The organism is Chitinophagales bacterium (genome assembly GCA_019638515.1).
Taxonomy (GTDB): Bacteria; Bacteroidota; Bacteroidia; order Chitinophagales; family LD1; genus UBA7692.
The window spans coordinates 1-22500 of record JAHBTS010000006.1; the positions used below are offsets into that span (position 1 = coordinate 1).

Below are 22500 nucleotides of genomic sequence, written 5' to 3' on the forward strand. Positions count from 1 at the left end.
CATCAAATCCATTTTGCTGAATCGCCAGTGGGTTGGTTAGGTTGCCTACATTAAACACTCGGTAATAAGCACTATTGGTTGAGTTATTCAAATAATCGCCATCCTCATTACCCAACAAAGCATAATCTGAATACTTGGTTAAGTATAAAGCATTCATACTGGTGATATCATCATCTTCGGTGCAATGGTTGCCGTTTACATTATTTGCAGCTGCATTGGCAACCAAAGTATCAAAATCAGCTTGGCTAAAATATAGGCGCAGCGATACATCGGTTGGATTGGCATTACCATCTTGGAATTTTGTACTTGGATCCGGATAAGAGCCAGATTTCACTACAAAGTGCCTGCGCATAGCTGCAATTGGTGTACCTACACAAACTGCGCCACTATTTGGCACTGTTGGTGAAGTAGCTTCTCTATATGATGTTACAGTTACTGTACCTAAATCTACGCCATTATCTTTTACAGAAGCTATTACTTCGCTTGCCGAACCTTGCTTTCTAAAGTGTACCCACTCATCAAAACCTTTCAAAATACATTGGCTTTGGGCATTACCCGCTACCAATACATTTGGAAGTGTGGTTGGCAAACCAGTATTCTTACCAAGGGTAGATGTAGCTTTACAACCGTTGGCATCGGTAACTTCAAATGTATGGGTTCCTGCACCCATCGGTGTTCTGTATATTTTCAACACATCACCTGCCGATGCATAAATATTAGCAGCACCGCCACTAATATCGTTTACAACATAAGTAGGCGCTCCACCAGATGCGCTGGTGTAAATATAATCCCACTCTCCTCCGCCTACTGTTCCGGCACAATCTTCCATAGTGCTGGTAAGCGATGGTGTTGGCAATATAGTGAGTTCCACCTCATCAGATGCCGCTGCACAGCCCGAACCACTTCTGTTATAAGTAACTTTAAATTTATACAACTTATCTAAAGTATTATCAGGGTTGGTTAATGGTGCTGTATGCAACGAATCGTTTATAGCTCCGCTTATATTGCTATAGGTTGATGTACCGTAATCGAATATGGCCCATTGGTAAGTAATTGTTCCACTGCCGCCTCCGCTAATGCTTGTATTCAATACAAACACATCATTGTTACAACCTACCGAGTCATTTCCTTCAGGAAGTATTGTAATAGCTGGTGCTGAATTTACAACCACAGTTGTATATCCTGAATTACCTGCTGCACAAGCTCCACTTTGCACTACTGCTCTATAATCCCAAGTTCCTGTAGAAGTTGGAACTTCACTATATGTAGTATTAGTGTCTGCAATATCGCTCCAGCCTCCACCGTTAAGCTGCTTTTGCCATTTTACTACCGCTCCGGTATTGCCCGATAAGGTAAGTGTACCGGTATTGCTACCTAAACAAAGCGGTGTAGTACCTCCTGTTACACTACCTGCAACAGTTTGTGGTGAAACAGTAACAACAACCGTATTAGAAATTGCCGAACCACACGGCCAGTCTGTAACCTGCGCCCTAAAGTATTTAGTAGAGGTTAATGTTCCTACTAAAGCACCTGTTAATGTAGAACTTGTGCCACCCGGGATATTGATTAGCCCAACTGTAAAACCGGCATCATCTGCCTGTTGCCATTGGATATTACCATTAGAGCCACTCAAGGTTATATCTGCTGGTTGCGAACCGGTACAAATGCCTTGATTAGCAGAAGCCGTACCTGCAACACTGTTCTTAACATCAATCATTTGAACTGTAGAAGTTGCCGAAGGACAAACACCACTTGTTACAATGGCTCTATAATATCTATCGGCAGTTAAAGCAGGTGTGTTGTAAGATGTAGAAGTTGCGCCCGGTATATTTGTCCAAGTGCTTCCATCTGGCGAATCTTGCCATTGCACGCTACCTGTGTTTCCTCCAAGTAAAAGAGTAGTAGATTGTCCTGTACAAATAGTAGGACCATTACCACTGGTACCGGCAATACCGCCAACCGATGTTGGATTAACCGTTAATAGAGCTGCAACCGTTGTAGCAGCCGGAGCACAGCCACCCGACACAACTACTCGATAGTTGTATCCATTTACAGAAGTTGGTGTTCCGGTAAGCGTAAGTGTACTTGAACTATTAAAACCTCCATAAGTTGGATTAGAACCTGCTGCAGTGATATTAGACCATCCCAAGCCATCATTTACTTGCCACTGGTAACTCAGTGTTCCGTATCCACTTGCTACCACAGAAAAACTGGTATTATCGCCATTGCAAATAGTAGAAGCCTGCGGATTGGTAGTTACAGAAGGTGCTGCATTTACATTTAAAGTTGCACCATTTGAAGTAACACCCGGCACACATGTACCTGAAACAACCACTCTGTACATCCAACCATTATTGGCATTGGTTACGCCATTTACATTTAATGTTGCAGAAGAATTAAATCCTGCATACGTTGGATTAGAACCTGCGGCTGTAATATCATTCCAAAGACCTCCACCATTGGTACTCACCTGCCATTGATAGGTTAAACCCGCACCACTAGCCACTACAGTAAAGCTTGTGTTTGTTTGCTCACAAACAGTACTGTTTATCGGATGAGTAGAAATAGATGGAGAAGGTGTTTGCGAAACTGTTGCAGTTTGTATTGCCGAACAACCACTTCCACCTTCGGTAACAGTTACCTGATATGTTTGAAATGCTGAAACTGTAATAGAAGCACTCACCGCTGCATTAGACCATAAATAAGAGAAGCTACCGTTACCAACTCCTCCACCCGAAGTGGTTGATGCTGTTAAAGTAGTGCTTCCACCACTACATATTGCAAGCCCCGGATTAGCCGTAATTACAACATTCGGCTGTCCATTTATGGATATACTTTGTGTGCGTGCAGTTCCGTTACCACATGTATTACTTGGTGTAACAGAAAGATTGCCAGTACCTGCTCCGCCCCACTTAACCGAAATCGAATTGCTACCTTGCCCACTCTGAATGGTACCTCCTGTAACACTCCATGTATAAGTAACACCACTCACATTAGTTACAGCGTACGAAACCGTTGAATTGGCACAGGCAAATGTATTTGGTGTAATTACAGAAGGTTGTGCCGGAACCGAAGCCACTGTAAACTCCGCATATACCGGAATAGACCAACCACAACAATTTTCATATACTCTTAGCCTTACTTGATAAGTAGCACCTTGTACCCACCCGCCAAATGGAGGATTGATTGTACCAGGATTTTGGCTTGAAGAAGATGCAACCGGAGAAGAAGGTGTTGCCTTATTAGCAATTTGCCATTCATATTGATCGGCAGTATATGCTGTTCCAATTGCAATGGAAGTATTAGGGCAAACTGTTGCCGGAATACCCGATACATCAATTGTAGGCAATGTTCTGCTGTTGTATATTTGAATAAAGTTTCTCAATGTAACACCAGCTACAACTATATCTTTTGTACCTGTTGTAGTGTAATAAACAGAAATTGTATTTTGACCATTATTGTAAGAAGAAGTGCTACTAGTTAAATTATTGGTAAATGTTGGATTAGAGCTAACACTCCAGCTTCCGGTTGTTTTAGTAAGTATAATTTCTGAATTGGTACAACCACGGTAAACGTTAGCAGTAACCTGACCATTATTAGGTATAGATGTACCACTCTGAGTTACACTAGCACCGTTTAACTGTACTAATACTTGCGAAACACCATTGGCACCTTGTTGTCCGGTTCCACCAGTTCCACCTTTTCCGCCTTTTCCTCCGGTTCCCCCAATTGCCTTAGGCGAACAACTACCCGTAGAAGAGTGACCAGCAGCACCATTAGCACCATCCACACCTGGGCGCCCAACAGCGCCTGCGCCACCACCACCACCACTGCCAGATGTTAAGCTACAATCAACCAATGTTCCACTTCCGCCCCAAGCATATACCGCAAAACTTCCTCCACCACCATTTCCACCGGCTCCACCTCCACCTCCGGCACCTCCGGCACCTCCATCTCCACCCTTAGAATCGCCTCCTTGTGAGCAAGTACAGTCTGTACCCATAGCGCCATTACCACCACTACCGCCACCACCACCACCAGCGCCACTATATCCCACACTACCATTTACAGGTAAAAAATAATTAGTACTTACTGTAGCCGTAGCCTGAGACATTCCACCTCCATTATTACCCGCACCTCCTGGATATCCATTTGATGCGGTACAAGATTCAGCATCGCAGCCGAACCAGTTACAATCACTTGAAGTACATCCTGCGCCACCACCACCACCACTGCCACCACCTGCACCGCCACTACCGTTACTTCCGGTATAGCCTGCACCACCATTACAGCCTGTGGCTTCACAACCTGCAGCGCTACCAATACAAGGATTGGTTCCGCCACTACCACCCGAAGCTCCACCTCCGGCAGTTCCATTGTACACCCCTGCTACTCCGGCACTTGCAGCTCCGGTTGTTATATTACATCTGCTTATGGTATATCCTGTTCGACCATTTAAATAAACTCCATATACAGAACGACCTCTATTATTTGTTGTACCGGATGCGCCTGAAGGTAATACGCTAATATTTAAATCTTTTAGAATAAAATTATTTCCCGATGGCTCTATACCAATATGGTGTCCAACCAAATTTCCACTAACTGTTTGTGTTTCTAATGGCGGATTTATTGTAATAGTAGATGGAGCAGCAGTATTCTTCACCCAATCACTTCCTGATACCGAATAGCTACCATCTATAGTAATTCCTGCCGGAACAACCACTTTTTGGCTTATAGTATATGAGCCACCTAACACCAATACATGATTACGAGAAGGATTGCCATTATATATACTTATTGCCTGAACAATAGACTGCACCGGGCATGCTTTAGTTCCTAATGTACCATTGGGATCGCCATAAGGTGCTACATAAATATAACCACAATCGCCCACCGCCTGTCCATTTGGAGGGAAGTTTATAGTTACACTTTGAGAAGCAGATTCGCAACCGTTGCTATCCTTAACTTTTAATATAACTGTTGAATTATTAGCTAATCCTAAAAACTCATTACTTCCTTGGTAAGCGCCACCTCCATTACTACTATAAGTGTATGAACCCGTACCGCCTGAAGCAATAATGGTAACAGTAGCAGATACATAACTATTACCGGAGCAAACATATCCTACCGAATATGTAAAGCCAACTGCACTCGGTTCAGACAGTGTAGTACTTCCTACAATTGTACAAGAGTTGGCATCTGTAACTGTAACTTGGTATGTTCCTGCCGAGCGAGCAGTTATTTGATTGGTAAGAACACCTGTACTCCAAGCATACGAATATGTGGCATTAGGTCCTCCTGTTGGGGTAACTGTAGAAGTTCCATCTGATGAACCATTGCATGAAACATTAAACCCATTATAGTTTGAATTAGTAAAGCTAAGAGCCAATGCCGGTGGCTGAGTTAATGTAGCTGTAAATGAAGCTGCACATCCTCCGGCATCTGTTGCTGTTACAGAATAAGCTCCGGCTTGCAACCCTGTAATTGTATTACTTTGTGCATTTACTGTATTTACAGCACCGGTAGACCATGCATACTGAATTGGGTAAGCAGTAGTACCTACACTAATAGTTAATGCGCCATTACTACCTCCATTACAACTTACTCCATAACCATTGTATGCACTGGTAGTTAATGAACCAGAGAAAGGCGTGGTAATTGTAATGGTAACTTTTACAGTACTAGCACTGCTACAGCCTGTAGTAGCATTATAGGTTTCTACAACAATATCGTATGTACCCGGATTTTGCGTAAGTGGATTGCTGTTAGTGTTATATGCAGAACCAGAGCCCAGCAAAACGCCTCCAACAGAGTTTAACCAAAAACGACAGGTAGTACCTCCGGTTCCTGGAGTAGCATTGATAGTACCTGAACCACATGCAGACATACTAAAATCAACAGTATCTCCACCCACAACAGGTACGCCTACAAATGGCACCACCACAGAGCCTGTTCTAGTTTGGCTATTACAAGAGTTAGCTGCCGCATATACCGAATAACTAAAGGTTCCTTGCGCAGCATTAGTTACCGTAATACTCTCTGCTGTAGTAGTAAGTGCCGGTGTTACCGAGCCACTGGAAACCGTCCAAGTATATGTATAAAAATTCACATCGCTACTCCAGTTTGCTCCTTGCAACGTAGCCGTACAGCTGCCACATGCAGCAGAGCCAGTAGCACTATTAGTACCAGCACCATCCATTTTAAAGTAAGCAACCATACTATTCCAATTTGGATGACCACTAGTAATACCTTGTGTCATATAATTGCTAATGGTATTTTGCGGCAGTGCCACATTCCATATTCTTACTTCATCTATTTCTCCAAAGGCCTGCCCCCCGCCTTGATAATTACCAACAGCCACCACATTATCGATTGCTTGAGAGTTGGCAATACCTACTTTTACGCCATCTACATAAAATGCAGTTTTACCTCCGGAGCCAACGGCTGCTATATGATGCCAACCCGAAGCAATATTGCTGACAATGTTAAATCCACTGCTATAAAAACCTCCGTTATACACACCTATTTCACCAGAAGTTCCAGCCTGTTTACTAATAATAATATGATGGTTGGCGGTACCTCTTACCAGCGTGTTCCAGCCCCCTGCATTAGCAGGTAAAGTAGAAGCATTGTACCAAGTTTCAATTGTCCAATTACTTCCTAATGCCAAATTAGAAGTACCCGGATTGGCACATGTTCCACCGCCTACACACAACCAATTGTTGCCCGTAGCTGTTAGTTTTTTTCCTGCCGGAGCCATGCTACTAGTAGTAAATGTCATGGAATTACAAGCAGGTGTAGCCGGATTAGTTACCAATGGTGCCGGATATGAAGTTAATGCTACCGATGGGGCTGAACTACTTGCTCTATTTCCTGCCGCATCTGCTGCTTGGAAGGTACGAGTGTTTCCATTACTATAAGTTTGATAAGCTTGATGCGATACAATTGGAGAGCTCAGGTTGTATTTAAAAGCAAGGTATCCTTCTACCAATTGCCTTTCACTATTAGTAAGCACACGATTGTAATAAATTACTTCACATACTTCTCCGTTAGACATTTCATTCAATCCTCCGCTATAGCCATTTAGCTGTATTACACCCGGAGCGTTAGGTGTACCAGCAGTACCTGTGGCTATTACATTTCCATAATCATAAAAAACAGTGCCATTGCCTCCGGTACCGGAGCTACTTATGCTATACATGTGTGCCACCGAATTAACGGATGTAGAAGAACCAGCTATCCAATTATTTGTATAAGCTCTATCTACATACCCACCCCAGTAGCCCAATAGCCAGTTGGTACTTGCAGAAGAAAGTAAACGAGCATTAGTACCTCCGCTGAGCCTACTTACCGTAAACATTGTATATGCAACATTTCCACCTCCTCCAATATTAGTAAGGTTGGTCATATACTGACTGGTATTAAAGGTTAAAGAAGGTCTGCCATTAAAATTGGCATTGCTAGAGGTAAGTGTAGGGCGATTACCGGGTGCAGACTGCGTAAAGTGGTTATTGTTCCCACTTAAATCACGCCATTGCGATACATTTCCGGCTGCATCTTTCACTACTCCGGCATCTGCCCTTGTCCAAAGGGTTAAGCCCGAAATTCCGGAGACCACATCCATTTGTGCACTTGAGCCGTTTGAACAATTATCTGTTAAACCAGGGTTATCAAACATGCCTGCACCTTTGCAGAGGTTATTAGGTGAGTTATTTAAAGATATATTAGACGGAACCGATAAAGATGGATTAGTGGTTTCCAATGATAAATTATATGGACCAGCTTGTACCGCTGCACATGGTGATGCCCCGGTTACTCTCGCATAATATGTACCTGCTAATCCCGGATTAAGTGTGTTACCGGTACCAAAATTAGTGCCGGTACCACCACTTCCACTCCACCAAGTGGTAGTGGCAGATGTACCACCAATAGTTACACTTAATTGAGGCAAACTTTGTCCACACGCAGGACTGGTAGCCGGTGTAGCAGTAATGGCACTTACACTCATGGCGGTGTTTACCGTAAATGTAATACCTCCTGAACATAATGGGGTACAGCCTCCTGAACCCGAATTAGGATTGTATCTTACATAATAGGTAGTAGTAGCTCCCGGGTTGGGTATTGTTAAATCGTATGTAGTAGTGGTGGTTGTACCGGATAGATTGGTTGTTCCTACCAATGTACCTGTACCGCAACTACCGGAATACCACTCTAGTGTACCAAAGTTACTTGGAGCTTGAGAAAAAGTAGCTCTAAGTGTGATATTGGCAGATAAGCCATTAGAACACTGCGGTGAAGTAGTGCCCGTAAGAGCAATACTTGGTGTTGGTGCATATCTATTTCTAATAAGTATAGCTGCTCCTACTGCATCGCCACAAGCACCTCCAATTTTTCGCTGTCTAATTCTATCGGCAACTCCATCAACAGGAGCCGTTTTAGGAGGAAATGTACTTACTCCAGACTGGTCGTACGTCCAATATCCACTCCAAGTACCATTACTTGATCCCCAATTAAAAACTGTTCTTCCTGTACCTCCGCTTACAGTTACAGCAGTACCAAAATTACCATTAGATGCACAAAAATCTATTGGTCCACTTGTAGATTGCGTGCCTAACACCGCATTATTTGTTCTATAAGTTAGCGTGGCAGAATTACCGCCCGGCCAAGTTGTTCCAGGCAATCCAGCCACAGTATTTTGACCATTTCTGCATACTATTAAATGCCCCGTACCATTCCCACCACTCGGAAACCCTGCTTGGAATGTAATGGAGTTGTAAGCTCCGACTTGACAAACCCATGAACTACCATTCCAAATATAGTACTCAATATAGTAACCTAACCCCCATACCGTTCCACCACTAGCCAACGAAAATGTATAGTTAGCTCCTGCTGTAAGATTAAAATATGTATATCCGGTAGAGGGTACTCCAAGTGTAGTATTACTACATGGTGGAGCATAATTGCCTCCGGAATTTGCCCAGCTATTCCAAGACGATAAACATTGGGCTTTTACTGAAGAATTAGCTATTGCTATAAGGGTTACAGCCAATAATGCTGCACGAGCAATTCGTAAAACTTTGTTCATAGTTTGTGCGTTTTATTAATTTGGATAAACCAAATCTTATGCCAAGATATAATATGAAAAGATAAAAAGCAAGCTACCATCCTAAAAAAGAGGCAGAAGCACCGATTTTCCTTATGCAAGGTGTGTATATCTTCTTTACAGAAAAGCCGATGCCACTACCTTGCCAGTAAAAATTGTATGAAAAGCTATACTATGAGGGTATATTTTTTACTACTATATTACTACGCATACTGCTGAAAATAGTTGCTTGTTCTACGAATGCGTTTCGCTTAAATTACGGTATGCCATACAACTTAATTTACCACAGGTTGTTTAAGTTTCCGCCCGCGCCACACTAAATTCAATATCACACCCAATACTACCAACATAATTCCCACTAAAGCATTTAATGAAAATATTTCGCCAAAGAAAAAGAAACCAAATGCCAATGCGTAAATCAAACCTGTATAATTAAGAATAGAAACACTGGCTATAGCTTCACGGTGCAGACTCTTGGTTAAGTTTAACTGCCCTAAGTGGGTAAATATACCAGTGAGTACTAAAAACACTATATCTTGCCACGAAGGCCACACCCAGTTAAAGAGAGAAAATACCAACCCAACCACCGCTCCAAAAATCTGAAAATGAAGCACCACTACTATTTCATCTTCCTTTTCTTTTAAACTACGCACCATGTTATAGGCAAATGCCGAGAATACCGCAGATACTATGCCTACCAATAAATAGAAAACCGATACCCTGGAGTCGAATCCCTTGATAAACAAAACACCAACAAACGAAATTGCAAAAAACAACCATTGCACATGCTTTACTTTTTCTTTTAGTAAAAACATAGCAACAATAGTGGTGAATATAGGCGATAGGTATTGGATGGTTACAGCACTTGCCAAAGGCATATTTTGCAGTGTTAAGAAAAACGTGTACAAAGCAACCGTTCCAAAAAAACCGCGCAACAGCAGCAGTTTTCTATTGCTTCCCATCCAATTACTTCCTTGTTTAGCAACATAAGCAAAGGCTATAAGCATGGCGGTAAAACACCTAAAAAAAACCACTTCCATTGGTGGAATATGCGTTACCTTCTTTATACAAATATTCATTACAGAAAAACTGAATGCAGCTAATAGCATATATACCGCACCATCTGAAATTCCAAAGAAATTTCTTTTAGAAACAAGAGCCTCCGAAGTGCTTTGCATTTGTGGCTAAAACTGGTATCCTACTTGAAAAGTATAATTGCGTGGAGCTTCTATTAAACCAGGGCGAAGCGTGTATTCCGCATTAGTTACATTCTTAGCTATCACATTAAAACTAAGTTTGTCTTTATACGAATAACCAACACGCACATCCATTACAAAATCACCCTTATCGTGCTTTGCCCTAAAGTTATTTATAGATGGCAAAGCCCCTACACCAATTTTATCAATCTCTTTTATGAAACTATTGTAAAAACAACGTACGCCTACGTTTACTCCTTTTATGTTGGCAGATACATCTGCTTTAAAAGAATGCTCAATACGGTACTTCAATATCTTGTAATCCAAGCCAAAGCTATCTGCATTATATGCCAAGTTAATGGGGTTAATAAAAGTGTAACCCACAATAAAGTTTAATGGCACAGAATATATTTTACCGCTTCCAATGGTAGAAATTTCGGCTCCTACAATTCTAGCAGCCGGCACATTTGTTGCTTGAAATGCTAAACCTGCACCCGGAAATTTACTTGGGTCTGCGCCCTGAAATTCAATCATGTTTTTAAAATAATTCACAAAGGCACTAGCATCGGCATAAAATACCCATCGGCTTATTTTCATACCTTGTTTTATGCCTAATTCTGCACCCCAACCTGCTTCCGGCAATAGTTCCGGATTGGGGAAAACTGCTGTACCACTTCTAACGGTACGTACAAATTTTTCGGCAATGGATGGAAAGCGGAAGCCTTGCCCAAAGCTAAGCCGCAAGAAGGTACCTTCGGTGGCTTGATAATTCAAACCAATTCTAATTACAGGAATAACGGGAGAATATACCGGCTTCACCAAATTATTTTTCCCGCTGTTGATAGAGGTAGCAAACAAATCTGCTTTTTGAAACTGAGTATCGAGCTTAGCATGTTCGAGTCTTAAGCCTACGTTTAAAGTTAGCTTATTAAAAAACTTCTTATCAATATTTACAAAGGCTCCTAAATTATAGGCAGTGCGGCTATCGAAAGTATTGCTGTGTACGGTGGTGTAATAAAACGATGCTCCGGTAGAAATTACCAATGCCAAAGGCTTAAATTCCTTTAAAAAGCCATACTCCAAATAGCCTTGCAAAGTTTTAGACGAATCGCCTCCATAAATAGAATCGCCATTTACAATTCTAAACGAGCCGCTGTTGGCATCGTTGAATAATTCGGTGTAATAAACGCGCGATTTTAAACTATGGCGGTTCTCTTTTTTATCGTAATAAGTGATGTATGGATCTACATTTACGGTCGTAGTGCTTCTATTGGAAATTTGAGAAGGTAAGTATCCGAAGGAGGTGTCGGTACTTGCATAAGTTGTAAACGGAGCGGGCTTATTGAAGTGTGTTACGGCATAATCCGGCCAAGGATTAACCGTATCGTTATCGTAGCCCCACATTACAAAGAAGTCTTGATAATTTTCGCGCAGCACGCCAGCGTTTAAACCTACCGTAATTCTATCGAACTTTTTAGGTATGTAGCGCAACTTTGCAAAGCCGCGGATAGTACGTTGGCGATTGGCATATCTAAAACTTTCATCTTCTTGATATGCTCCGGAAAGTACCACATCAAAGTTCCCATACTTCTTGGCATGTGTATATTGAAAGCCTCCAAACATTGGCAAATCGAGATACGACTTTGTTTTGCCCTTTTTGGTTTTTGTTTTCCGCCAGAACCAAGATAAACTCTTATCTTTTGGTTCTCCATAAAACCCAATGTTTACCAATATCTTATTGTACATTTCTGTTTTAGGAGCAATGGTTCTAAAATTCATAATACCATTTAATGCACTAGAACCATACGATGCTGATGATGCGCCTTTAATAATTTCTACTTGCTCTATGGCTTCTAGCGGCATTCCATTCCAGTTTACGCCACCATTTTCGGGGCTTGTAATTGGTATATCATCTAACATTACCAACACACGGCTTCCTGCACCATCTGCAAAACCTCCGCCCCCGCGAATGCTCGTATTTTTACCCAGCATATTTACTCCCGGAACATAATTCAAGGCTTCTTCAGCTCTAGCGCTGCTTTGTGTAATTTGTTGCCCTTTTAGTACTTCCATAGAAACGGTTTCTTCGCCCAATTTCTTCTCGTACTTACTTCCTGTTACTACTACAATATCTAACTCTTTTTGGGTTTCTGCCAAGCGCGTTGAAACTGTTTTGGTTTCTCCCTCTTTCACAAACAACTCTAGCACTCTCTTATCGTAACCCATATAGCTAAACTCCAACAGTATTTTGCCGGGCTTTACGTTTAACTCAAATCTACCGTCTAAATCGGTTACAACACCTTCTGTAGTTCCTTTCTTCACTACGTTTACACCATACAATGGTGCATTATCCTTATCATCTACAACCGTGCCCTTAATAGCTGTTTGGCTAAAGGCAGCAATAGAAATAAGCGTAGCTATGGCGCATAAAAATTTTCTCATGTACGTTCGTTTAGTTCTGTCATTGTCCACCACACATTCAAATTCACGGGGCGAAAATAAAAGTTTAATGAAAGTTGAAAGCAACTAGTGTGGAAAACTTACTCGCATCTTAGATTTTAGTATTCCACATTTAGAATTTGGACTCTCAATATCCTGTTTTAACGTGCCTTCATGTATTTAGTACATCCTTAAATCGTCCTTAACTTTCAACTGTATATTCACCAATACTCCGTGCAGTACTTCAAATTAAAACCATAAAAAAACCGAAGCCTTTCGACTTCGGTTGTATCACTATCTTAAATATAGAGTTTATTTTACAAAAGCAGTATAGTTTACAGTATTGGCTGTTTCTTGTTTTGCAGCTTGTACTTCTTGCCTTGCTGGCTCTACTGCTTTAGAAGAATGCACATCTGATTTAACAGCAATAAGCGGAGCAATGGTTAAGCCCACCAACGAAGATAACTTGATTAAGATATTCATAGATGGACCGGAAGTGTCTTTAAATGGATCTCCAACGGTATCTCCCACTACTGCTGCTTTGTGTGGCTCAGATTTTTTGTAAAATACTTCTTTCTTTCCATTCACTTCAATTTCAATTCCTTTTTCGAAAGATTTCTTTGCATTATCCCACGCACCACCTGCATTATTCTGGAAAATTGCCCACAATACACCACTCACGGTAACACCTGCCATGTATGCGCCCAATGCTTCTGCTCCCATAATTAAACCTACCGCTATTGGAGTAACAATAGTAATTACGCCAGGAGCAATCATTTCGCGTAAAGCAGCCTGTGTTGAAATTTCAACACACTTGCCATACTCCGGCTGTCCTGTACCTTCTAAGATCCCTGGGATTTCACGAAACTGCCTGCGAACCTCGTTCACCATATCCATAGCTGCTTTGCCCACACTATTCATAGCAAGTGCAGAAAACACTACCGGAATCATACCTCCAATAAATAGTGCAGCCAATACTTTAGCATTAAAGATATTGATGCCGGGAATGCCTGTAATGTTTACATAAGCTGCAAATAGAGCCAATGCTGTTAAAGCTGCAGAAGCAATTGCAAAACCTTTTCCTATAGCTGCGGTAGTATTTCCTACAGAATCCAACACATCTGTTTTCTCACGAACTTCTTTCGGCAACTCACTCATTTCTGCAATACCTCCGGCATTATCGGCAATTGGGCCAAACGCGTCAATGGCTAATTGCATGGCTGTATTGGCCATCATAGCAGCCGCTGCAATACCCACACCATAAAAACCGGCCAATTCATACGAAGCCCAAATTGCTCCGGCAAAAAGTATTACCGGATAAGCTGTTGAAAGCATCCCTGTTCCTAAACCTGCAATAATATTAGTAGCTGCACCAGTTGCAGATTTTTGCACAATTGCTACCACTGGACCTTTTCCAAGGCCAGTATAATGTTCTGTGATAAAAGAAATAACAGCACCTACAACCATCCCCACGCAAACCGCATAAAATACATTGATGCGGGCAATTGTAGTTGCTACTCCGCTCAACGTCATGTTTATTGACTCTGGCAACATAGCATTGATTAAAAAGAACGAAGCAACCAATGCAATGGCAATAGAACTCCAGTTTCCTAAGTTTAAAGCTCCTTGTACTTTATCTGTTGAAGCCTGCCCATCGTCTTTTACATTTACCAACCAACTACCCACAATTGAGGCTACAATGCCAATACCTGCAATTGCAACTGGAAGAAGAATTGCACCAATACCACCAAATTCATCGGTTAAACCCGGGTTCTCTTTAATTAAATAATTACCCAAAACCATTGAGGCTAAAACGGTGGCAACATACGAGCCAAAAAGGTCGGCACCCATGCCGGCAACATCGCCCACATTATCGCCCACATTATCGGCAATAGTAGCCGGATTACGTGGATCGTCTTCCGGAATACCTGCTTCTACTTTACCTACTAAATCAGCTCCCACATCGGCAGCCTTTGTATAAATTCCCCCTCCTACACGCGCAAACAATGCAATTGATTCTGCACCAAATGAGAAACCAGTTAATACTTCCAATACTCTGGTCATATTATCATAGTTATACTGTGCATCGGCAAACATGTGATAAAACACCACAAACAATACGCTCAAGCCTAATACAGCTAATCCTGCAACGCCTAAACCCATTACAGTACCACCACCGAAAGAAACTTTCAAAGCCTTTGCTAAGGAAGTTTTTGCAGCTTGGGTAGTTCTTACATTTGCCTTGGTTGCAATTCGCATTCCAATAAAACCCGCAAGTGCAGAAAACACACAACCTACCACAAATGATGCTACTATTAAAATATGTGAGTGTACAGCAACTTTTTCAACTTGCGATAACACACCCAAACCAACGCCTGCAATTACCACATAAATTGCTAAAATTCTATATTCTGCTTTCAAAAACGCCATGGCACCGTCAGCTATGTTATTAGCGATATTGCTCATTTTGCTGTCTCCGGCATCTTGTTTTGTTACCCAACTCGAAAGAAACGCCATATAGGCAAGGGCTATTACGCCAAAGAGTGGAAGAATGTAAATTACTTGCTCCATACTTACTTGTTACTCGTTAAATTTTATGTTCTTTATTAAAAAAGGACGGCAAAAATAGAATAATAAGTAAGAATTGGTAATGCTATTTAAAATTGCCATCTGCAAACTTTAACTAATTGAAGAAATTCATATTCAAGGCAATGCTCAATCGCCCCAAAATTACAACTCAACAACCTACCAATGGAACCCCGTTAGTGCCTTCACTACAATAAAAAAGCCGCTCAATTGAGCGGCTTCATCTATACTTAGGTAATATACAGTATACTACTAAAATTGCAACCCACCTTCGCGAGCTCCTTCTGCTAAAGATTTTACTCTTCCGTGATATAGATAACCATTACGGTCAAAAACAACAACTGTAATTCCTTGCTCTTTTGCTTTTGTTGCCAAAGCCAAACCCACGGCCTTACTTTGTTCAATCTTAGTTCCGGTTTTAGCAAATGCCTTATCGCGGCTCGATGCTGATGCCAACGTTGTACCAGCAATATCATCTATCAATTGGGCATACACTTCTTTATTGCTTCTAAAAACGCTCAAACGTGGGCGTTCTGCTGTGCCACTTATTTTTCCGCGAATACCTCTGGCTATTTTTGCTCTTCTTGCTTCTTTATTGAATGCCATAACAAATAAATTTCTTCGTTTAAAAATTATTGGAGTTACTTTAATTATTTCTTAGAAGCGCTCTTACCAGCTTTTCTTCTTAATACTTCGCCTACGAACTTAATACCTTTTCCTTTGTAAGGCTCAGGCTTACGTACCGAACGAATTTTGGCAACTACTAAGCCCAACAATTCATTATCGTAACTTTCAAGCGTAATAATTGGGTTTTGTCCTTTCTCTTGTTTGGCGCTGGCTGTAATTTCTACTGGTAGTAATAATACCACAGGGTGCGAGTAACCAACTTGCAAAGTAAGTACTTGCTTGGTAACCTCTGCACGGTAACCTACGCCCACCATTTCCATTTCTTTTTTAAAGCCTTCGCTAACACCTTTTACCATATTATTCAACAATGCACGGTAAGTTCCATGCAATGCTTTATGGCGTTTCTGATCTGTTGGACGAGTTACTTCCAATGTTCCATCTTCGATTTTTACACTAATATCTAAATCGAATTGGCGTGCTAATTCACCTTTAGGACCTTTAACTTTTACTACATTATTTGAACCAACTTCTACGCTTACACTTTTGGGAAGCTGAATTGGTGATTTTCCTACACGAGACATGACTTGAAATTGTTTTTTTGTGTTACAGGAATAATATGTTTAGAATATTTCGCACAATACCTCACCACCTACACCTTTTAGGCGGGCTTCCTTATCGGTCATTACTCCGTGCGAAGTGCTCACAATGGCAATTCCTAAGCCATTTAATACTTTCGGCAAATCCGAAGAGCTGCGATATTGACGAAGACCCGGAGTTGAAAAGCGTTTTAAACTTTTTATTACCGGAGTTTTGGTAGCGTTATCATACTTTAAAGCTATTTTAATAACGCCTTGTCCGCCATTGCCTTCTTCAAATTTATATTTTAAGATATAACCTTGCTCATATAAAATTTCAGTTAATCTTTTCTTTAAATTTGAAGCAGGAATATCAACCATGCGGTGATTGGCCGCTTGCGCATTACGAATGCGTGTTAAAAAATCTGCAATTGGATCGAGAACCATTGTATTGAGAATTAATGCGTTATTAAATGTTTACCAAGAAGCTTTAGTTACTCCGGGAATTTTTCCATCGCTAGCCAAATCGCGGAACTTAATTCTTGAAATACCAAACATGCGAACATAACCGCGACCACGACCAGTAAGCGCACAACGATTGTGTAATCTTACTTTAGATGTGTTTTTAGGCAATTTGTCTAACAAAGCCCATTCACCGGCTTCTTTTAATGCCTTGCGTTTTTCTTCAAATTTAGCAACCATTGCTTCGCGTTTGCGCTGGCGTGCTTCTACTGATTTTTTTGCCATTTCAGTTCTTTTTACCGTTATTTTTTGAATGGAATTCCAAGTTCTGTTAATAAAGCTATTGCCTCTTCATCGGTATTGGCGGTAGTAACAAAAGTTATATCCATACCATTGATTTTGCTTACTTTGTCAATTTCAATCTCTGGGAAAATAATTTGCTCCTTAACACCCAAGGTATAGTTGCCTCTACCATCAAAACCTTTGTTATTCACGCCTTTAAAGTCGCGAACACGTGGTAATGAAACAGCAATTAAGCGATCTAAAAACTCATACATACGATCTTTGCGCAACGTAACACGTGTGGCAATTGGCATGTTTTCTCTTAATTTAAAATTCGAAATCGCTTTCTTAGATTTTGCAGCAACTGCTTTTTGACCAGCGATATTAGTCATTTCTTGTACGGCAACATCTACCAATTTTTTATCAGCAGTAGCGCCATTTACGCCTTGGTTTAGGCATATTTTTTCTAAGCGGGGAACCTGCATCACCGAAGTATAATTAAACTTCTTCATTAGTGAAGACACTATTTCCTCCTTGTAGCGCTTGCGAAGGCGCGGAATGTAAGTTGTACTCATTATGTTAAAGAATTAAGGACGATTCCAACCGTCCATATTTTAAAATGGTCGGCAAAAGTAATACAAGTTTTCTAAAATGCAAGTACCTGCCAAAGAATATCCTACTAAACCGCTAAAAAAGTATATTATTCTTATTTTGAAACTAAACAGTCCAAAATTCGTAACACCACACAAACCTCCTCTATATGAAAAACTATTTCCTAAAAATAGTAATGCCACTACTATTGGCAATAACAGTATTGAACATCTCCTCTGCCAGCTCCAAATCAAGTGGCAATTCACTAAACAGTACCGATTTTTTCTTCAAAGATGTAACCGTAAAACATCTTTCGTGGGACGAAATTGAAACCCAATTTTCAATCTTTCATCAAACACAAAAACTCACTTCTCCAATACAAAAAGTTACACTCAAAATTTTCAACTCCAAAGGCAACTTACTTGCACAATCTTTCAAACCCACCATTAAATTCAACGATGCACTACTTGAATCCGAAGAAAATTTACAGCTGGAGATAACTGCCACCATACATAAAACAACCATAAAACATGTTGAATCCATTAAAAGTTCTAAAAAGAAAATAACGATAGAACACAAAATTTTCTATCCATTAAAAAAACAGTTATTTGCAGGAATATGCCAAGCAACACCCCAATTGCTACGTGTAAAATTCAATCAAAAAGAATCTTGGGAAAAAATCTATACACCTAAAAAAGATTGGAATTTTTATCTCACCATACAAGAAGAAAACAGTGCGAAAAAAATTGCCATTCCCATCAACATAGGCACAAATAAATTCAACCTGCGCAACGCACCACAGTACGAAACCATTCTTCCCGAAATAGAAAATGCGATCACACAAAATGGAGAAGCTGCCTTAAAATTCAATGTAATTGCATTCAAGCATGGGAAAACATACACAACCCAACAAGAAACCATAGCACTGGCATACAACAATACACCAAACTTAAACAAAGAAAAACTACCCACTAAAAACATAGCAGCACCTGCAGGCAATTCTACATCACTCACCACTATTACATTGGGATCGCAAAACGATTTGCAAAAGTTCGTAAAAGTATGGGCAAGCAATCAAATTAAACACTATTACATAACACCGGCAGCACTCAAAATCTCTTTACACACATGGGCGTATAATACAGCCACCGGAAAATATATAGCCAACGTTACCATACAATGGCAAAATCAAATTATCCCTGAAGAAAAGTACATTTTAAGAGGAAATTTTCAAATCAGCACAACAGGCATCAATCCTACCTTTACCAGAACATTTGCCAATACAACCATACTCGATATTGAAAAGTATCAATCCGAACGTGCCATGAAATAGCACCACATATCTAGCTAAAACACGATCTAACTATATATTACTAATAAACATTGCATCCATAATTCTACTATCATTGCACCATGCAATTTTCAGGAGTAATAGGACAATCGCTAGCGAAGCAAAAATTACAAAACATGCTAGCATCAGGCAGGATGCCGCACGCCCTCTTAATTAGTGCAGCCGAAGGATTTGGAGGATTACCACTGGCAGTAGCACTTGCGCAATTCCTAAATTGCGAAAATCCTTCAGACCAAGACTCCTGCGGGCAATGCAATTCCTGCATCAAAGCACAAAAACTAATTCATCCCGATATATTTTTCACCTACCCAACTATTGCAAAAAAAAGTGGTGATAAACCAGTTAGCTATGACTTTATTGTAGAATGGCGCAAAGCCTTTCTAAACAATCCATACATCACCTACAACCAATGGATGGAAAGTATTACAGACGAAAATAAACAAGGCAACATTACCGTACACGAATGCCATGAAATCATTAAACGAATTAGCCTAAAAAACTACGAAGGGAAATATAAAATTCAAATCATCTGGCTAGCAGAATTACTCCGCGAATACGGAAACGCCCTCCTTAAAAGTATTGAAGAACCACCTGCAAATACCCTTTTTATTTTAGTTACTGAACAACCAGATCAAATCTTAAACACCATTCTGTCGCGCACCCAAATGCTAAAATTGCCACCAATAGAACACAATGCAATTCAACAAGCCTTAGAAAACTACTTAGATTTTGAAAGAAAAAACAATGCATCCCAACTCGCTAACCTAAGTGGAGGAAGTTGGAGCACAGCTATCGAACTTGCAAGTGAAGAAGACTCCCAAATTGAAGATGTATTCCTAAATTGGCTTCGTTATTCTGCCGCAAAATACAACACACAAACCGCCACAGGTATAATGCAAATTGTAGAAGAATTTCACGCATTAAAACGAGAAAAACAAAAACTATTCGTTCGTTATGGTCTATTTTTTATAGAAAATTGCCTAATACAAAAAGCTACAGGAAAAAATCAACTTCAACATCAAACACTAGAAGTATCAAAAAAAATTGCCGACCGTTACGATCTATCAATATTCCAATCAATAGAAATAATACTAAACAAATTGCACTATCAAATCGAAAGAAATGCAAATCCCAAAATTGCAATACACAGTGCATCCATTAAACTAAATGAATTAATGTCATAAAACATCAATATCACCCGCCCCTTCCCTAACAATAATCGGCTCTCTTCCCGTATAATCCACAATTGTTGATGGCACATTTCCTCCCATACCACCATCAATTACAATATCAACCACATCCTCATATATTTCATAAATCTCCTCTGGATCAGTAATATATTCCAACACACTATCCTCATTCTTTATAGATGCAGAAAGTATAGGATAACCCAATTCATCAACAATAGAACGGGCAATACTATTGTCAGGAACCCTTATACCAACTGTACGCTTTGCATACCCGAAAACTTTTGCAAGATTATTGTTGCCATTCAAGATAAATGTATAAGGTCCTGGCAATAATCTATTCATGGCCTTGTAAACTGGAGTTGGTAACCCGGTTGTAAATGCACTTAAGTGGCTAAGATCATAACAAACAATAGAAAAATTCGCCTTATTAGGTCTAATAGATTTTAACTTACAAATCTTTTCATAAGCCACACGATGTGTAAGATCGCACCCAAGTGTATAAACAGTATCAGTAGGATAGATAATAACCCCTCCATTACGCAAGCAATTACAAACTTGCCAAATCAATCTATCATCAATGTTATCAGGATTTATCTTTATTAGCATATAAGAAGTCAAACAGTAAACATAAACTAAAGTAGATTAGCAATCTAAATAGACATATACTAACGCCACAGAAAAGACAAAAAAAAAGGGTTGGTATAAAATACCAACCCTAAAAATAAAATAGGCAGCTACTTACTCTCCCGGAAAACCAGTACCATCAGCGTGGAGGGGCTTAACTTCTCTGTTCGGAATGGGAAGAGGTGATCCCCCTCGCTATAGCCGCCCTTATTTTAACGATTTACTACTCTCTTCCCTTAGCAGCAATCGCCCTCTTGTTAAAGAGGTAATAACTTTTGACAAAATTGGAGTTAACAAAGCAAGAATAAGAAAAACAAAAAAAAGAAAAAGCGTACGGATAATTAGTATCGCTCGGCTTTGATGTTACCACCTTTACACCTGCGACCTATCAACGTAGTAATCTTCTACGCTCCTTAAAAGAAAGCTCATCTTAAGGTGGGCTTCGCGCTTAGATGCTTTCAGCGCTTATCCCTTCCGAACATAGCTACCCTGCGGTGCAGCTGGCGCCACAACAGGTACACCAGAGGTTCGTCCGACACGGTCCTCTCGTACTAGAGTCAGCTCCTTTCAACTTTCTAACGCCCGCAACAGATAGGGACCGAACTGTCTTGCGACGTTCTGAACCCAGCTCGCGTGCCACTTTAATGAGCGAACAGCTCAACCCTTGGGACCTTCTCCAGCCCCAGGATGTGACGAGCCGACATCGAGGTGCCAAACCTCCCCGTCGATGTGAGCTCTTGGGGGAGATCAGCCTGTTATCCCCAGCGTACCTTTTATCCTATGAGCGATGGCCCTTCCATTCGGAACCACCGGATCACTATGACCGACTTTCGTCCCTGCTTGACGTGTTTGTCTTGCAGTCAAGCACCCTTGTGCCATTGCACTCTACGCACGGTTACTAAGCGTGCTGAGGGTACCTTTGTAAGCCTCCGTTACTTTTTGGGAGGCGACCACCCCAGTCAAACTACCCACCAAGCAGTGTCTCCCGTTTCTCGGGATTAGAATCTAATCAAACAAAGGGTGGTATTTCAAGGTTGACTCCACGATGGCTGGCGCCACCGCTTCAAAGTCTCCCACCTATCCTACACATTATTTAATCAAATTCAGTGCTAAGTTGTAGTGAAGGTGCATGGGGTCTTTCCGTCCCGTTGCGGGTACTCGGCATCTTCACCGAGACTTCAATTTCACCGGGCTCGCGGCTGAGACAGTGCCCAGATCGTTACACCATTCGTGCAGGTCGGAACTTACCCGACAAGGAATTTCGCTACCTTAGGACCGTTATAGTTACGGCCGCCGTTTACTGGGGCTTCGGTCGACAGCTTCGCTTGCGCTGACCGCCTTCCTTAACCTTCCAGCACCGGGCAGGTGTCAGACCCTATACGTCATCTTTCGATTTAGCAGAGTCCTGTGTTTTTGTTAAACAGTCGCCTGGGCCTTTTCACTGCGTCCCACCGAAGTGGGAGTCCTTTCTCCC

12 protein-coding genes and 2 rRNA genes (1 of these 14 only partly in view) are annotated in these 22500 nt (G+C 41.0%); 2 read left to right on the plus strand and 12 right to left on the minus strand.

Annotated elements, in window-relative coordinates; genetic code table 11:
- The 9 genes from KF872_10450 to rplE form a co-directional block, all read right to left on the minus strand.
- Nucleotides 1-9085 (minus strand): hypothetical protein (locus tag KF872_10450; GenBank protein ID MBX2903964.1); only part of this gene is annotated, 9085 nt, incomplete at its 3' end.
- A gap of 293 nt (nt 9086-9378) precedes the next feature.
- Nucleotides 9379-10281, minus strand: coding sequence for a DMT family transporter (locus KF872_10455; protein MBX2903965.1), 903 nt, complete (start codon nt 10279-10281; stop codon nt 9379-9381).
- A gap of 6 nt (nt 10282-10287) precedes the next feature.
- On the minus strand, nt 10288-12741 hold the full coding sequence (locus tag KF872_10460) for a TonB-dependent receptor (protein MBX2903966.1): 2454 nt from the start codon (nt 12739-12741) through the stop codon (nt 10288-10290).
- A 309-nt stretch (nt 12742-13050) separates the two neighbouring features.
- The gene (locus tag KF872_10465) at nt 13051-15309 is read right to left on the minus strand and encodes a sodium-translocating pyrophosphatase (GenBank protein ID MBX2903967.1); all 2259 of its coding nucleotides are present in this window, start codon (nt 15307-15309) and stop codon (nt 13051-13053) included.
- 267 nt (nt 15310-15576) lie between these two features.
- Entirely contained in the window at nt 15577-15930 is a 354-nt protein-coding gene (rplR, locus tag KF872_10470) for a 50S ribosomal protein L18 (GenBank protein ID MBX2903968.1), read from the minus strand.
- A gap of 44 nt (nt 15931-15974) precedes the next feature.
- Entirely contained in the window at nt 15975-16532 is a 558-nt protein-coding gene (rplF, locus tag KF872_10475; protein MBX2903969.1) for a 50S ribosomal protein L6, read from the minus strand.
- A gap of 39 nt (nt 16533-16571) precedes the next feature.
- The gene (gene rpsH, locus KF872_10480; protein MBX2903970.1) at nt 16572-16973 is read right to left on the minus strand and encodes a 30S ribosomal protein S8; all 402 of its coding nucleotides are present in this window, start codon (nt 16971-16973) and stop codon (nt 16572-16574) included.
- Nucleotides 16974-17003: 30 nt separating this feature from the next.
- The gene (gene rpsN / locus KF872_10485; protein ID MBX2903971.1) at nt 17004-17273 is read right to left on the minus strand and encodes a 30S ribosomal protein S14; all 270 of its coding nucleotides are present in this window, start codon (nt 17271-17273) and stop codon (nt 17004-17006) included.
- A gap of 17 nt (nt 17274-17290) precedes the next feature.
- On the minus strand, nt 17291-17830 hold the full coding sequence (rplE, locus tag KF872_10490; protein MBX2903972.1) for a 50S ribosomal protein L5: 540 nt from the start codon (nt 17828-17830) through the stop codon (nt 17291-17293).
- Nucleotides 17831-18030: 200 nt separating this feature from the next.
- On the opposite strand from rplE, the gene KF872_10495 reads away from it, so the two are divergent.
- Entirely contained in the window at nt 18031-19194 is a 1164-nt protein-coding gene (locus tag KF872_10495) for a hypothetical protein (protein MBX2903973.1), read from the plus strand.
- A 134-nt stretch (nt 19195-19328) separates the two neighbouring features.
- The gene (locus KF872_10500; GenBank protein ID MBX2903974.1) at nt 19329-20396 is read left to right on the plus strand and encodes a hypothetical protein; all 1068 of its coding nucleotides are present in this window, start codon (nt 19329-19331) and stop codon (nt 20394-20396) included.
- On the opposite strand, the gene KF872_10505 is transcribed toward KF872_10500, so the two are convergent.
- The 3 genes from KF872_10505 to KF872_10515 form a co-directional block, all read right to left on the minus strand.
- The gene (locus KF872_10505; GenBank protein MBX2903975.1) at nt 20391-21008 is read right to left on the minus strand and encodes a threonylcarbamoyl-AMP synthase; all 618 of its coding nucleotides are present in this window, start codon (nt 21006-21008) and stop codon (nt 20391-20393) included. The two genes, KF872_10500 and KF872_10505, sit on opposite strands and share 6 nt — an antisense overlap.
- 119 nt (nt 21009-21127) lie before the next feature.
- A 5S ribosomal RNA gene (gene rrf, locus KF872_10510) occupies nt 21128-21235 on the minus strand.
- A gap of 111 nt (nt 21236-21346) precedes the next feature.
- Nucleotides 21347-22500 (minus strand): 23S ribosomal RNA (locus KF872_10515); it runs 1728 nt beyond the window's last position.

Excerpts from the sequence above, each read along its gene's own strand:
- KF872_10455 (MBX2903965.1), bottom strand. The coding sequence starts at position 10,281 with ATGCAAAGCACTTCGGAGGCTCTTGTTTCTAAAAGAAATTTCTTTGGA.
- KF872_10460 (MBX2903966.1), bottom strand. The coding sequence starts at position 12,741 with ATGAGAAAATTTTTATGCGCCATAGCTACGCTTATTTCTATTGCTGCC.
- KF872_10465 (MBX2903967.1), bottom strand. The coding sequence starts at position 15,309 with ATGGAGCAAGTAATTTACATTCTTCCACTCTTTGGCGTAATAGCCCTT.
- rplR (MBX2903968.1), bottom strand. The coding sequence starts at position 15,930 with ATGGCATTCAATAAAGAAGCAAGAAGAGCAAAAATAGCCAGAGGTATT.
- rplF (MBX2903969.1), bottom strand. The coding sequence starts at position 16,532 with ATGTCTCGTGTAGGAAAATCACCAATTCAGCTTCCCAAAAGTGTAAGC.
- rpsH (MBX2903970.1), bottom strand. The coding sequence starts at position 16,973 with ATGGTTCTCGATCCAATTGCAGATTTTTTAACACGCATTCGTAATGCG.
- rpsN (MBX2903971.1), bottom strand. The coding sequence starts at position 17,273 with ATGGCAAAAAAATCAGTAGAAGCACGCCAGCGCAAACGCGAAGCAATG.
- KF872_10495 (MBX2903973.1), top strand. The coding sequence starts at position 18,031 with ATGAAAAACTATTTCCTAAAAATAGTAATGCCACTACTATTGGCAATA.
- KF872_10500 (MBX2903974.1), top strand. The coding sequence starts at position 19,329 with ATGCTAGCATCAGGCAGGATGCCGCACGCCCTCTTAATTAGTGCAGCC.
- KF872_10505 (MBX2903975.1), bottom strand. The coding sequence starts at position 21,008 with ATGCTAATAAAGATAAATCCTGATAACATTGATGATAGATTGATTTGG.